11 protein-coding genes are annotated in these 13,346 nt (G+C 68.4%); 3 read left to right on the top strand and 8 right to left on the bottom strand.

The window, feature by feature from the left end; all coding sequences use genetic code 11:
• Positions 1 to 6: 6 nt before the first annotated feature.
• From Pph01_RS33145 to Pph01_RS33135, 3 genes are all read right to left on the bottom strand, one after another.
• Complete coding sequence (locus Pph01_RS33145; RefSeq protein ID WP_204077134.1) at positions 7 to 1,791, bottom strand: bifunctional metallophosphatase/5'-nucleotidase; 1,785 nt, start codon at positions 1,789 to 1,791, stop codon at positions 7 to 9.
• Between the two features lie 79 nt (positions 1,792 to 1,870).
• Positions 1,871 to 2,755, bottom strand: coding sequence for a helix-turn-helix transcriptional regulator (locus Pph01_RS33140; RefSeq protein ID WP_204077133.1), 885 nt, complete (start codon positions 2,753 to 2,755; stop codon positions 1,871 to 1,873).
• Between the two features lie 21 nt (positions 2,756 to 2,776).
• Complete coding sequence (locus tag Pph01_RS33135; protein WP_204077132.1) at positions 2,777 to 3,643, bottom strand: helix-turn-helix transcriptional regulator; 867 nt, start codon at positions 3,641 to 3,643, stop codon at positions 2,777 to 2,779.
• A gap of 161 nt (positions 3,644 to 3,804) precedes the next feature.
• Between Pph01_RS33135 and Pph01_RS33130 the strand changes: the two genes are divergently transcribed.
• The gene (locus Pph01_RS33130; RefSeq protein WP_204077131.1) at positions 3,805 to 4,782 is read left to right on the top strand and encodes a sensor histidine kinase; all 978 of its coding nucleotides are present in this window, start codon (positions 3,805 to 3,807) and stop codon (positions 4,780 to 4,782) included.
• 90 nt (positions 4,783 to 4,872) lie between these two features.
• On the opposite strand, the gene Pph01_RS33125 is transcribed toward Pph01_RS33130, so the two are convergent.
• The 5 genes from Pph01_RS33125 to Pph01_RS33105 all read right to left on the bottom strand — a co-directional run bounded on the left by Pph01_RS33125 (position 4,873) and on the right by Pph01_RS33105 (position 10,266).
• Positions 4,873 to 7,158, bottom strand: coding sequence for an RICIN domain-containing protein (locus Pph01_RS33125; RefSeq protein WP_204077130.1), 2,286 nt, complete (start codon positions 7,156 to 7,158; stop codon positions 4,873 to 4,875).
• 260 nt (positions 7,159 to 7,418) lie between these two features.
• The gene (locus Pph01_RS33120; protein ID WP_204077129.1) at positions 7,419 to 7,682 is read right to left on the bottom strand and encodes a nitroreductase/quinone reductase family protein; all 264 of its coding nucleotides are present in this window, start codon (positions 7,680 to 7,682) and stop codon (positions 7,419 to 7,421) included.
• Positions 7,683 to 7,697: 15 nt separating this feature from the next.
• A complete protein-coding gene (locus Pph01_RS33115; RefSeq protein ID WP_204077128.1) occupies positions 7,698 to 8,957 on the bottom strand; it encodes an acetyl-CoA hydrolase/transferase family protein in 1,260 nt (419 codons plus the stop codon).
• Positions 8,954 to 9,724 carry an HpcH/HpaI aldolase/citrate lyase family protein gene (locus Pph01_RS33110; protein WP_204077127.1) on the bottom strand — a complete coding sequence of 257 codons (771 nt, stop codon included), beginning with the start codon at positions 9,722 to 9,724 and terminating at the stop codon, positions 8,954 to 8,956. Before Pph01_RS33110 ends, Pph01_RS33115 begins: the two co-directional genes overlap by 4 nt.
• Entirely contained in the window at positions 9,721 to 10,266 is a 546-nt protein-coding gene (locus Pph01_RS33105; RefSeq protein ID WP_204077126.1) for a MaoC family dehydratase, read from the bottom strand. The genes Pph01_RS33110 and Pph01_RS33105 overlap by 4 nt, the downstream gene beginning before the upstream one ends.
• A gap of 348 nt (positions 10,267 to 10,614) precedes the next feature.
• Between Pph01_RS33105 and Pph01_RS33100 the strand changes: the two genes are divergently transcribed.
• Together Pph01_RS33100 and Pph01_RS33095 are read left to right on the top strand one after the other, a co-directional pair.
• Entirely contained in the window at positions 10,615 to 11,898 is a 1,284-nt protein-coding gene (locus Pph01_RS33100; RefSeq protein WP_204077125.1) for an Nramp family divalent metal transporter, read from the top strand.
• A gap of 298 nt (positions 11,899 to 12,196) precedes the next feature.
• Positions 12,197 to 13,345 (top strand): oxalate decarboxylase family bicupin, encoded by a 1,149-nt coding sequence (locus tag Pph01_RS33095; protein WP_204077124.1) that lies wholly within the window; start codon positions 12,197 to 12,199, stop codon positions 13,343 to 13,345.
• The last annotated feature ends 1 nt before the right edge of the window (position 13,346 follow it).

The raw sequence follows: 13,346 nt of genomic DNA, 5'->3' as shown, positions 1-13,346 counted from the left end.
CTCGGCTCAGAAGACCGGGACGCCCTCGCGCACGAGCTTCCAGTTGGCCTCGGCGAAGGTGGCGGGGTCGATGGTGCCGGACGCGGTGGCGTACTCGATCAGCGCCTGGCGGATCTCCACCTGGGCGTTGTAGACCACGGGCGCCGTGGTCACGCCGGGGAAGCCGCCGCCGCCCGACTGCCGGTAGTTGTTGATCGCCACGACGAACTGCCGGTCGGCGGCGACCGGCTGCCCCTGGTAGGACAGGCCCACGATCCGCTGCCCCACCGGCTTGGAGATGTCGATGTCGTACGTCACGCCGGACAGCTGGTCGTAGTTGTAGTCAGGGGTGCCGCCGGCGTTGGTGAGGTTCCTGAGGTCGATCGGCGCACCCGGGGCGACCTGATTGAAATACCTGGCGGAGTACTCCAGGTAGTCCTTGATCTGGGCGCCCGTCAGCTTGATCCCGAGCAGGGTGTTGTCGTAGACGTACAGGCCGGCCATGTCGCGCACGCTCACCGGTCCCGCGGGGAAGACCGCGCTGCGGCTGAACGGCGCGGCGATCGACAACACCGGCAGGGACGCGTCGGGCGTGCCCGCGACGGCCTTGCTGACCAGGTCGGTCTGGACCTTCTGGATGTAGTCGAGGATCGGGGTGTCCTTGTACGGGGACTCCGCGGCGGACAGCTGCTCCTTCGACTGGGCGATCACCTGGTTGACGTAGGCCACCGTCTTGTCGTGCTGCTCCTTCATGAGCGCGACGATCTTGGGGTCCTCGGCGACCGTGTTGGCGTTCAACGTGGTGGAGGACTTGCCGGAGACGGTCCACCTGCCGCGCTGCTTGGTGAGCGTGAAGTCGACCACCGACAGGCGCTGGCCCCACCGGCCCGGCTCGGTCAGCAGCACCTGCTGCCCGGTGACCTTGTTGGTCACGAACCGCTGCGGCACGTCGTTGTGGGCGTGGCCGAACAGGACGGCGTCGATTCCCGGGACCTGCTCGGCGACCATGGCCGAGGCGTTCTCCACGGGCAGGTCCGAGCCGTAGGAGGACATGCCGTTGTCGCCGGCGTGCGCGGTGACGAGCACCACGTCGGCGCCCTTGGCGCGGATGACCGGTACCCACTTCTTCGCGGTCGCGACCAGGTCGAGGAACTTCAGCTTGCCCTCGACGTTGCCCTTGTCCCAGATCGCGATGCCCGGGTTGGTGAGGCCCAGGACGCCGACCTTGATCGGCTTTTCGCCCTTGACCTTCATCGTCTTGATGATGAACGGCTGGTACGCCGGGAGACCCGTCCTCGCCGACACCGCGTTGGCCCCGAGCACGGGCGCCTTCATCTGGTCGATCCACTTGGCCAGCAGGGGCAGGCCGTAGTTGAACTCGTGGTTGCCCAGCGTGACGGCGTCGTATCCGATGGCGTTCATCGCCTTGGCCATCGGGTGAGTCTTGCCGGTCTCGGTGACCGGCTCGACCTTCGCGTAGTAGTAGTCGAGCGGGGTGCCCTGGATGGTGTCGCCGGAGTCGAACAACAACGTGTGGTCGGCGCCGCGGTCGGCGCGGATCTGGTTGACCAGGGTGGAGATCTTCGCCAGGCCGACGTCGTTGTGCGCGCTGTCGTCGTACTCGGCGTTCTTGAAGTAATCCCAGTTGACGGCGTTTCCGTGGATGTCGGAGCTGGCCATCACGGTGACCTTCACCGGGTGACCGGAGGACGAGAGGCCGGAAGACGCGGTGGCGGGGACGCTGGGGGCCAGGACGCCGATCGTCGCGACGGCGGCGCCGGCGGCCAGGACCTTGCCGATCTTGGAGGACATTCCTGCGACGCTAACGACGGGATGTCACCGGGGCGTCACAGAGTTCTTAACCGGACATTGAGCTCACATGTCAGGTCGGTCAGGCTGGGGAACGGGCTGGGGAGTCCGAGGCGTCGTAGTCGCTGGATCTCGCCCACTTGGCGAGGAGTTGGAGGGCGCTCCCGGACGGCGAGGCGGGATCGTCGGTGTAGATCAGCAGCATCTGGTCGGCGTCCCCGGGAAGGGTGAGCGCCTGGTAGCCGAGGGTGAACGCGCCGACGGCCGGGTGCTGGTAGCGCTTGGTCCCGGAGATGCGATCGATGACGTGGTGTTCGTCCCAGATCCGCCGGAAGTCTTCGCTGTGCAGGCAGAGCTCCATGGTCAGCTCATGGAGCCGAGGGTCGTGCTGATGCCTGCCGATGGAGAAGCGCAGCATGGCGGTGGCGTCGGCCGCGATGACCTCCCAGTCGAGGTGGAGCGCCCGGGACCGGGGATCCAGGAAGACGAATCTCGCCAGGTTGCGTTCGCGTGGCGACATGGCGTCGAAGCCGGTCATCATGGCGCGGAACATCAGGTTGGCGGCGAGGATGTCCGTACCAAGGCCGATCACGGCGGCCGGGATGTCGCCGCGCTCCAGGGTGTCGAGCAGGATGTGGGTCGCCTGGCGTACGCGTTGAGGGCGGACCTTCCCGCAGCGGGTCGGGATGCAGATGGGGTTGGCGAGATGGAACAGGTGTTTGCGTTCTGTCTCGCCGAGTTGAAGTGCGCGGGCGATGGCGTCGAGCACCACGGGGGAGGCGTTCTTGCTGCGGCCCTGTTCCAGCCGGGTGTAGTAGTCGACGCTGACGCCGGCGAGTTGGGCCAGTTCCTCGCGGCGCAGCCCGGTGACGCGTCTGTGTCCGCGAACGATCAACCCGACGCTTTCGGGGTCGACGCGGGCTCGGCGTGAGCGGAGGAAGTCCCCCAGCTTCACGAGGCGGTTCATGTGTCCAGTATGTGCTTTACGTCACTTTTGGTCGTGGTGAGGGGCATCGCCGGATGTCGCCCACTTGACGAGCAGGGCCAAGGACGAGGCGGACGGTGATCCCCGGGCGGCCGTGCAGACACACAGGAACTGCTCCTGCTCCTCGGGGAGGCGCAGGATCTGGTAAGTCGTCGTTATGTCTCCGGCGATCGGATGATGGAAGCCCTTCGTTCCCGAGGTCCGTTCGTGGACGTGGTGGGCGGCCCACACCCGCCTGAAGTCCTCGTCTTCGAGCAACTCTCCGATCAGCTCGTTGAGTTTCGGCTCGCCGGGATGCCTGCCGACCGCGAAATGGAGAACCGCGGTGAGGTCGGCCGCCACGGTCTCCCAGTCGGCGTACAACTCGCGTGCGCTCGGATCCAGGAAGCAGAACCTCGCCAGGTTCCTGTCCCGGGCCGGTCTGTCGTCCGACCACATCAGCAGGGCACGGTACGGCCGGTTGGCGACCAAGACGTCCAGGCACCGGCTGAGCACGCACGCGGGGACGCCGGCCTGCTCCAGGGTGTCCAGCAACTCGTAGGTGGCGGGCGGCACCCGCTGCCTGGTGCCGGGATGATCGCGGATCGGGTGCAGAAGGGGGCTGGCCAGCGCGAACAGGTGATCACGTTCGGTCTCGTTGAGCCGGAGCGCGCGGGCGATGGCGTCGAGCACCGTAGGGGAGGCGTTCCTGCTGCGGCCCTGTTCCAGCCGGGTGTAGTACTCGACGCTGACGCCGGCGAGTCGCGCCAGCTCCTCACGCCGCAGTCCAGGGACCCGTCGACGGCCATGAGCGACCGTTCCCGCCTCGACGGGCTGGAGGCGGGCTCGGCGTGAGCGGAGGAAGTCCCCCAGCCTCACGAGGCGGTCCATTCGTCCATTATGTGCCCTATGGCACAGTTTGAGGGCTCAGGGTGGCCCTGCTGGTCCGTGTCTGGATAGGGCCTGGTCAAAGACGCTATGGGCCGGTCGATCGTGGTTGTCTGGAATGGTGGCGAGTGGCCGACAAAGCCCGACCAAGGAAGGAACCATCGATGACCGGCTCGATCCCACCGTCCGACCGTGAGACCACGGCCGTCGACGCACCTCGGGAGCCTTCGCCGACCGAGGTGCAGTGCCGGTTCGCCTCCGACGCCGCCCACGAACTGTGCACGCCGGTCGCGGCGCTGCGCGTCGAACTGGAGGAGGCCCGGCTGCACCCTGAGCAGACCGACCTGTGCGAGCTGCTCGATCGCGCGCTGGGGAACGTCGACCGCCTGCAGACGATCGTGACCGATCTGCTGACGCTCGCACGGGCCCAGTCCACCGCGCCCATCGACCGGCAACGGTTCGATCTGGCCCATCTGGTCGGGCTCGAGGTCTTGAGCTACGGGAACCGTTATGGGACGCCTGTGCTCCTCGTGACGGGGGGTGACGCCGGGGTCGTCGTCGACGCCGACCGCTTCCAGGTCCGGCGGGTGGTGGCGATCCTGGTGGACAACGCCTACCGCCATGCCAAGAGCTCGATCCGCGTCGAGGTGCGGTGGGACGGTGAGGCGGCCGAGTTGTCCGTCACCGACGACGGCGGGGGAGTGGCCGCCGCGGACAGGGAGCGGATCTTCGAGCCGTTCGCCCGGCTCGACGCAGCCCGGGATCGCAGGAAGGGCGGGGCGGGACTGGGCCTGTCGATCGCCAGGGAGATCATCAGAGCCCATGGGGGGACCTTGGAGGTGGACGGCACGGCTTCGGGCGGTGCCCGCTTCGTCGCCCGGCTCCCCGCCGTCGGACCGGCGGCTGAGGAGCAGTGCTCCGAGTGTCCGGAGACGGCCCGGCTCGCGCCTCCTTCCCAGAAGTGGATCAGTGCCCGGCCGGAGCCTGGTCCCGCGAACCGCCTCGAGCGCGGGCTCGAGGATCTCCTCGGTGCCCGGGTCCGGAGTCGTTGGGGATTCAGGTGCACGATGCCGGTGCGTCGCAAACGTGAACGCCCGACCGTCCGCCGGTCCTCCACGGAGGACATGCTGTCCGCCGGCTGAGGCACTTCACCGCCGATGGCGCGGAAGCCCGCGCCGCCGGGAGCGGCGCGGGCTTCACCGTGAGTTGCCGAATCCGCGAGCCGGCGCCCCTTACGGGTAGTTGACCAGGGGGGACTCGAGGTGCGACGAATTGGCCGCGGCGCCCGTGTCGTTGATGATGTGGCTGATCGTTCCGGTGCCGCCGAGCGAGACGGTGATCAAGCTGTGGAACTTCACGTTCGGCGTGTTCGGCACCTCGAAGGAGCGGGCCTCGACCACGCTCGGGTTCACGTTGAAGTACGCGTAGCTGCCGAGCCCCCAGGCCTCGTGGCTGGTGACCGAGCTGCCCACCTTGTAGGCCGCCCAGCCCTGGGTGGAGCCGTTCATCCAGGCTGACTGGTTGGGCGGGTCGTAGGGGAGCTCGTTCTGGAAGAAGTACGTCCGGCCGCCGTTGCCGTTCCAGATCACCTGGTACTTCTGGTAGTGCTCGACGAACAGGCCGTACATCGTGACGTTGTCGCCGTTGACGACCAGCCCGGTGTCGGCGGGGTTGACCGTCCAGCCGACGGTGCCGGGATGGGAGCTGTCCGAGTGGTCGGCCCGCCACAGCCACATGTGGTCGCCGATCACGTTGTGGCTGTTGATCACGAGGCTCTGGGTGGCCTTGCCCGCGATGGGGCCGCCGATGCGGAAGAACACGTCGTGCAGCGACGTCGGGTTGGCCGCGTGGCTCTGCGTCGAACCGGCCGGGCCGACCTGCATCAGCAGCGGCGAGTTGGTCGTGCCCGCCTCGATGAGGAGGCCGGCGATCTTCACGCCGTCGACGTCCGCGACCGACATGGCCATGACGCCGTTGTCGGCCTGGAGCGTGGCCAGCCCGAGACCGAGCACCACCGTGTCGGCCCTGGTCACTCTGATGGTGTCGGTGAGGTGATAGATGCCCGGGGTGAACAGCAGGTTCTTGCCCTGGGCGAGCGCGGCGTTGATGTCGGCGGCGGAGTTGCCGGGCTTGGCGATGAAGAACTGGTCGATCGGGATCGAGGAGCCGGCCGTCGTCCCCGAGGTCCAGGTCGCGCCTTGGGCGTTGGAGCGCAGCGCGGGCACGAAGACCTGGTAGGCGCCCGCCTGGTCGACGTAGAGGAACGGCTTCTCCCGCACCACCGGCGTCGTGCCGACCGTCGTGTAGGACGGGTTGGGGAAGGTGGTCGCGGGCGCGCCGGTCACCCCGGTGAACACGATGTTCCAGTTCTCACCGGTCCAGCTGCCGATCTGGGAGTTGCGCGTCAGCCACTGCTGCTGGCTGCCGGAGTTGACCTGACCGTCGATCTTCGAGTCGGAGATCCAGCCGCCGCTCGACCAGCCTCCGTCGTCGAGCCTGAGGTTGCCCCGCACGTGCATCCTGCGGTAGGGCGCCGCCTGCGAGACGGCCCACCTGTCGGTGCCGGACGGGGGGTTCACCGAGAGGTTCTCGGCGCCGCGCCAGAAGTTCTGGGTCGCGTTGCCCTGGAACCAGTCGGCCTCGACGTGCACGCCCCCGTTGATGGTCACGTTGTCGGGGGACATGCCGAGACCGAGGACCTGGGTGTAGAAGCCCACGTTCACGTCGACGTTGTACGAGCCGGGCCGGAACAGCAGCGCGTAGCGGTTGTTGCCGAACTGGTTGGACTGCTGCTGGCCGAACACGGAGTTCAGGCGGCTCTGGATGGTCGAGGCGGGCATCGACGGGTCGAAGACGAAGACGTTCGGCCCGAGGTCGGGGGTGCCGGGGGGTGGTGGGGGAGTCGAGGGAGTGCCCATGGTGAAACTCTGCGCCGCCGTCCCGTTGCAGGTGTACTGCCCGAGCTGGACGCTGTCCGCGGTGGAGGCCGCGGGCACGTCCAGGCACTTGCCGCTGTACCGGTTGACGAAGTGGTAGGCGCCGCCGGCCTCCTCGACGGGCAACCACTGCTGGTTGTTGCCGTTGGAGTAGCTCCACAGCTGGATGGGGGCGTTGTCGGCGGCGGAGACGTCCTTGACGTCCCACGACTGGGCGGTGTTGGTGCTCACGTTGACGCGGTAGTAGCCGCCGCTGGTCGCCTGGAACTGCCACAGCTGGGCGCCGGTCCCGTTGCAGGCGTACTGCTGGACGGCCGTGCCGTTCGCGGTGGCGGCGGCCCGCGCGTCCACGCACTTGCCGCTGCCGACGTTGACAACGGTTGTGAAGCCGGTGGGCGGGGCGGCCGCAGTGGCTGTTGTACCGGCCGTTGTACCAACTGCTGTGCCGGCTGCGGCGCCGGCGCTCGGGGCCACCGCGAGTGTCAGGGCGGCGGCGGCCACAGTCGCCAGGGCCGGGATGAAGGGCCGGCGCCGCCGGGGAGGGGGAGGGATGAGGCCGGTGTCGTCGCGTCCCAGAGTCAAAGGATCTCCTCTTGCCGCGGTACGCCCCGCAGTCCGGTGCGCACATGGCGGACGTCGTTCTTCGCCCGTCCCGGGGCGGCGGGAGACGCCCGCGGACGGGTGCGGTCGGTGAAGCCTTCTGAGTCGTGCAGCCCTCTGAAAGGCAGGCGAATCACCGCCCGGGTGCGCCGTCCGGGCGGGCGGGTACGGCGGCGCCCGGCTTGTGGCCAGGCCGCCGCCGGGAAACGTATTACTGTAAAGTTTCTTTGTCAATAGGTCTGTCAAGTCCCTGTGACAAGCGGTTCCGGCGTCCGGGTGACGACCACGACGGGGATCACTCTGTCGGTCTGCGCCTGGTAGGCGGCGTAGCGGGCGAAGACCGAGACCATCAGCTCCCAGAGCCGGGGCCGCTCGTCGGCCTGCGCGACCTCGGCCCTGGCGGCGAACGTCTCCGCGCCGACCTGGACGGTGACGTCCGCGCAGTCGAGGAGGTTCAGGTACCAGAACGGGTGGTCCGGCGCGCCGCCGTTGGAGGCCACCAGCACGTAGCGGCGTCCCGGTCAGCTGAACAGGCCGGCCCGCTCCGCGTCGTGCCGGAGCCGCTCGCGGTGGTCGGGGTGGGCGATCTCGATGAGCGCCTTCGCCCGCGCCGACAGGCTCCTGCCGCGCAACTCGGCGACCCCGTATTCCGTCACGACCTTGTCCACGGTGTTCTTGAGCGTGGTCACGACGCTGCCCGGCGTGAGCCGTACGTTGATCCTTCCCAGCCCGGTGCTCGTGGTCGAGTGCAGCACCAGGAATCCCTGGCCGCCCTCGGAGTACTGCACGCCCCGGGCGAAGTCGGACTGGCCGCCCGAGCCGGACCAGTAGCGCCCGGCGATGGTCTCGCTGGCGGCCTGGCCCATGAGGTCGACCTCGCTGGTCGCGTTGATCGAGACGAAGTTCGGCTCCCTGGCGATGACGCGCGGGTCGTTGACCCACGCGGCCGGCAACAGCGACACGGCCTCGTTGTGGTCGAGCCAGTCGAGCAGCCGTCGCGTGCCGACGCAGAACGTGGCGACGTGCTCGTTGCGATGCCGCCGCTTGCGCGTGCCGGTGACCGCGCCCTTCTCGACGAGGTCCATGATCCCCTCGGAGAACGCCTCGGTGTGCACCCCCAGGTCGCGGTGGTCCACGAGCGCGGACAGCAGCGCGTTGGGAATGCGCCCGACCCCGACCTGGAGGCAGGACCCGTCGGGGATGCGCCCGGCGATGTGCCCCGCGATCACGAGATCGCGCTCGTCCGGCGTGGCGGGCGGCATCTCGATCAGCGGCAGGTCGGAGGAGCACCACCCCGCCAACTGGCTGACGTGGAGCCGGTTCTCACCCAAGGTGTGCGGCATGTTCGGATTGATCTCGACGAAGAACGGGATCTCGCCGATGAACGAGGCGGTGTAGTCGGCGCTGGTGCCCAGGCTGACGTATCCGTGCCTGTCCGGCGGGCTGACCATGGCCAGCGCGATCGTGCACTTGGTCGAGCGCCGCATCAGCAGGGCCGCCTCGCTGAAGTGCGTGGGGACCAGCTCGACCTGGCCCGCCCAGAACGCCTCGCGCGAGCCGGGGCCGAGGAAGTAGTCGACGTGCCGCAGATGATCGCCGAACTCCCCGCGGATGTAGGCCCGCTCCCGGTAGGGGTCCATCCGGTGGATCCGCACACCGTCGAGGAGGTCGGCGTTCGCCTCCAGGGTGTCGAGCAGCGTGACCGGCTCGCCCAGCCCGATGGGCACGATCACGTCCGCGCCGGGCGGGATGTGGCCGAGCACGTCGGCGGGAGCGTTCATGGCCCCTCCTCGGCGAGCAGACGGTGGGCGAGTTCGAGCCGGGGCCTGTCGATCATCTGGCCGTCGACGCGTACGGCCCCGCCGCCCGCGGCGGCCTCGACCACCCGGCGTGCCCAATCGAGTTCGGCGTCGGTCACGGAGAAGGCCTGGTTGACCGGCTCGACCTGGCGCGGGTGCAGGCACAACTTGCCGGCGAAGCCGAGTTGCCTGGCCCGCCGCGCGTCGGAGGCCGTCCGCGCCGGATCGGACAGGTCGACGGTCACCCCGTCGAGGGGCGGGGCGATCTCGTGGGCCCGCGAGACGACCACCAGGCGGGACCGCGCGTACAGCAGGTCCTCGTCGGTGGCCCCGATGTCGAGGGAGAAGTCGACGTTGCCGAAGGCCAGCCGTACGGTGTCCGGATGCGCCGCGATGAGCGCGGCGTTCTCCAGCCCGAGAGCCGTCTCGACGAGCGCGACCGCGGGGACGCCGAGCCCGTCCAGGTCCTCCGGGCTCTCCGCCTTGGGCAGGAGCACGCCCAGCAGGCCGGGACGGCCGGTGATCGCGGCCATGTCGTCGTCGTGCCACACGGTGTCCACGCCGTTGACCCGTACGTAGGCCCCGTGCCAGCCCAGCGCGTCGGCGACGGCGGCCCGCGCCGCCGCCTTGTTCTCCGGGGTGACGGCGTCCTCGAGATCGAGGATGCCGACGTCGGCGCCGCTCGCCGCGGCCTTGGCGAACCGGTCCGGGCGGTCGCCGGGCGTGAACAGCCAGGAACGCACTCTCATGATCGATCCACCGCCCGGCGCGCCCGCTCGTCCCAGACCGGACGCACGGCCGTCACGTCGGGGCCGTGGCCGCGCCGGTAGACCATCATCGTCCGCTCGAAGACGATGACGATCTCACCGCGCTGGTTGAACCCGATCGTGCGGACGGTCACGATCCCGACGCCCGGGCGCGACCCTGACGCCCTGAGCCTGAGCACCTCCGACTGCGAGTAGATCGTGTCGCCCTCGAACACCGGATGCGGCAGCCGCACCCTGTCCCAGCCGAGGTTGGCCATGACGTGCTGCGACACGTCCGTCACGCTCTGGCCGGTGACCAGCGCCAGGGTGAACGTCGAGTCCACCAGCCTCCGGCCGAACTCGGTCTGCGCTGCGTAGTGGGCGTCGAAGTGGACCGGCATCGTGTTCTGGGTCAGGAGGGTGGTCCAGACGTTGTCGGTGGCGGTGACCGTGCGCCCGAGTGGATGCCGGTACACGTCCCCGACCGCGAAGTCCTCGAAGTACCTGCCCGACCACGAGACCTTCTCCGTGGATTCGGTGGTCATGTCGTGTGCCCTTCCCTCGGCGGCGTCCCTGTCTTCCAGTCTCCGCGAACGTGTTTCGGGTGGTTCGCCCCGGGTGACCACCGGCCCTCCTGTCGAATTATCGACGGATGTGAGGGGATTAATCCGGTAGGGATGCTTACCGTGATTTACGAAAATTCCTATTTAGGGAAGAAATCGCTCGTTCCCTGGATCCTGTCGCCTATTTACTTTCTTCTGGGGCCTCTAGCCGTGTTGGCATCTCTTGGGTCGGGTATTCGTGACTCAAATCCCTTCTCTCGGAATACGTCCTGAAACTCTGATTTATCGGACATCGACCTGAATGGGGAAAGGTACGTGATCGTTCGCAGCATGACCCCCGCCTCCGGATCGCCCAGACGCGGCGGATCGCTCAGGGGCGACCGGGCGCCGGCGGCGGGAGCGCGTTCGCGGATCGCGCCGATACTGGGCCCCGCCTTCGTGGCGGCCATCGCCTACGTCGACCCCGGCAATGTGGCCACCAACCTCACCGCGGGAGCGACCTACGGGTACCTGCTCGTCTGGGTGGTCGTGGTGGCCAGTCTCGTGGCGATCCTCGTCCAGTTCCAGGCGGCGAAGCTCGGCACGGCGACGGGGAAGAGCCTGCCTGAGCTGTGCCGCGAGCACCTCCCGCGATGGGGGACGCGGCTGATGTGGGTGCAGGCCGAGATCGTTGTGCTCGCCACCGACCTCGCCGAGTTCGTCGGCGCCGCCATCGGGATGCGCCTGTTGTTCGGGATGCCCGTGGCGCTGTCCGCGGCCGTGACGGCCGTCGTCTCGCTCCTCCTGCTGGAACTGCGGCGGCAGGGCCGTACCCGGCGCTTCGAGCTCATGAGCGCGGCCGCGCTGCTGCTCGTCGGCGCCGGCGTGGGCTACGACATCCTCACCGTGGGGCATCAGTCGGCCGCGGGGCTGGTCGGCGGCCTCCTCCCCGGATTCGACGGCGTGGACTCGCTGGTGCTGGCCATGGGCATCGTCGGCGCCACCGTCATGCCGCACGCCGTCTACCTGCACTCGGCGCTGGTGCAGGGGCGAGGGTTGTCGGCGGAGGCGGCACGCAGGAATCCCTCGCTGGTGCGCCGTGCCCTGCGACTCGACTGCGTGCTCGCCCTCGGCGTCGCCACGGTGGTCAACGTGTCGATGATCGCCCTGGGCGCCGGGCTGGGCGCGGCGACCGGAGGCGCCTGGACCGGCGACCTGGTCGCCGCGCACGGGGAACTGGCCGCCAGGATCGGCGGGCTGGCCGCCCTGGCGTTCGCCGTGGCACTGCTCTCCTCGGGAGTCTCCTCGTCAGGGGTGGGGACGCTGGCCGGCGACGTGGTGATGCAGGGCTTCCTCGGCTGGCGGGTGCCCGCGCACGCGCGCCGGATCGTGACCATGGCACCTGCCGTGCTCGCTCTCACTCTGGGCGTGCCGCTGACCGGCCTGCTGGTCGCGAGCCAGGTGGTGATCTCGCTGGGCGTGCCTGTGGCGCTGTTCCTGCTCGTCCGGTTCTGCCGGGACGGGACACTGATGGGTTCGCTCGTCAACGCCCCACTGACCACGAGGATCGCCGCGGTGACGGGTGCGCTTGTAGCCGGGCTCGGGGTCTGCCTGCCGTTGACGCTCCTCTTCTGATCCGTTCTGCCTGGTTCTCTCTGACCGGCTGACGGGCGGAGCCGGATCTCAGCCGGGGCGGCCGAGCGTGCCTTCGCATCGGCCGCCTCGACCATCTCGACCGTCTTTATTGTTCGTCTCCGTTTTGTTCGTGTGTCCGTGCTTGTGTTCGTGGTCTCGCCCGAATCCGTTCCCGCCGGCCGTTGTTCGTTTTCTCGCCTGTTGTGCCGACGTCGTGCCCGGAGTCCCGCCCTGCTGACTGATCAATCCGGATTTTCCCGGAATCACTTATTAATCTCGCTCGAAAGGATGAGCACGTATGTCCGACCGTACTTTCAGGAACATTCCGCAGCCCCAACGCGACGGGCAGGGCGGCGTCGACACGGGTCCGCGCAACATCGAGCTGGACCTGCAGAATCCGGACCTGCTCACTCCGCCGATCACCGACCACGGCACGTTGCCGAACATGAAGTTCTCCTTCTCGATGGCTCACACCCGCATCGAGGAGGGCGGCTGGACCAGGGAGGTGACCGCGCGGGAGCTGCCGGTCGCCACCACGCTCGCCGGCGTCGACATGCACCTCAACCCCGGGGCCTACCGTGAGCTGCACTGGCACAAGGAGTCCGAGTGGGCGTACGTCCTCGAGGGCAGCTGCCGGATCGGCGCCGTCGACCAGGAGGGCTGCAACTTCGTCGACGACGTGCAGAAGGGCGATCTCTGGTTCTTCCCCAAGGGCATTCCGCACTACATCCAGGCGCTCGACGAGGGCGTGGAGTTCCTGCTGGTCTTCGACGACGGCAACTTCTCCGAGAACTCCACCTTCATGATCAGCGACTTCTTCGCGAACACGCCCAAGAGCGTGCTGGCCAAGAACTTCGGCTGGACCATGCAGCAGATGGAGAACATGCCGGAGAAGGAGAAGTACATCTTCCCGGGCCAGGTGCCGCCCTCCCTGGAGTCCGACCGGGTCGTCAGCCCCACGGGCGACGTGCCCCGGACGTTCAAGCACCGGATGCTCTCGCAGGAGCCGATCCGGTTCGACGGAGGCACCGTGCGCATCGTCGACTCGAAGACCTTCACCGCGGCCACCACCATCTGCGCCGCGCTGGTGGAGATCGAGCCCGGTGGCCTGCGTGAGCTGCACTGGCATCCGACAGACGACGAGTGGCAGTACTGGATCTCCGGGTTCGGCCGGATGGGGGTGTTCGCCAGCTCGGGCCTGTCGCGGACCTTCAACTTCCAGGCGGGCGACGTCGGCTACGTGCCGTTCGCCTACGGGCACTACATCGAGAACCTCGGGAAGGAGCCGCTCGTGTTCCTCGAGATGTTCCGTAACCCGCGTTTCGAGGACATTTCGGCCACCCAGTGGATGGCCAACACGCCGCCACAGGTCAGCGCCGACACGCTCAACGTCCCGCGCTCCATGATCGAGGGGCTGTCGAAGAGCAAGCACAGCATCGTCCGCTGAG

The organism is Planotetraspora phitsanulokensis (assembly GCF_016863295.1).
In the GTDB taxonomy this organism is placed as follows: domain Bacteria; phylum Actinomycetota; class Actinomycetes; order Streptosporangiales; family Streptosporangiaceae; genus Planotetraspora; species Planotetraspora phitsanulokensis.
This window is presented reverse-complemented; position numbering and strand designations above follow the sequence as displayed.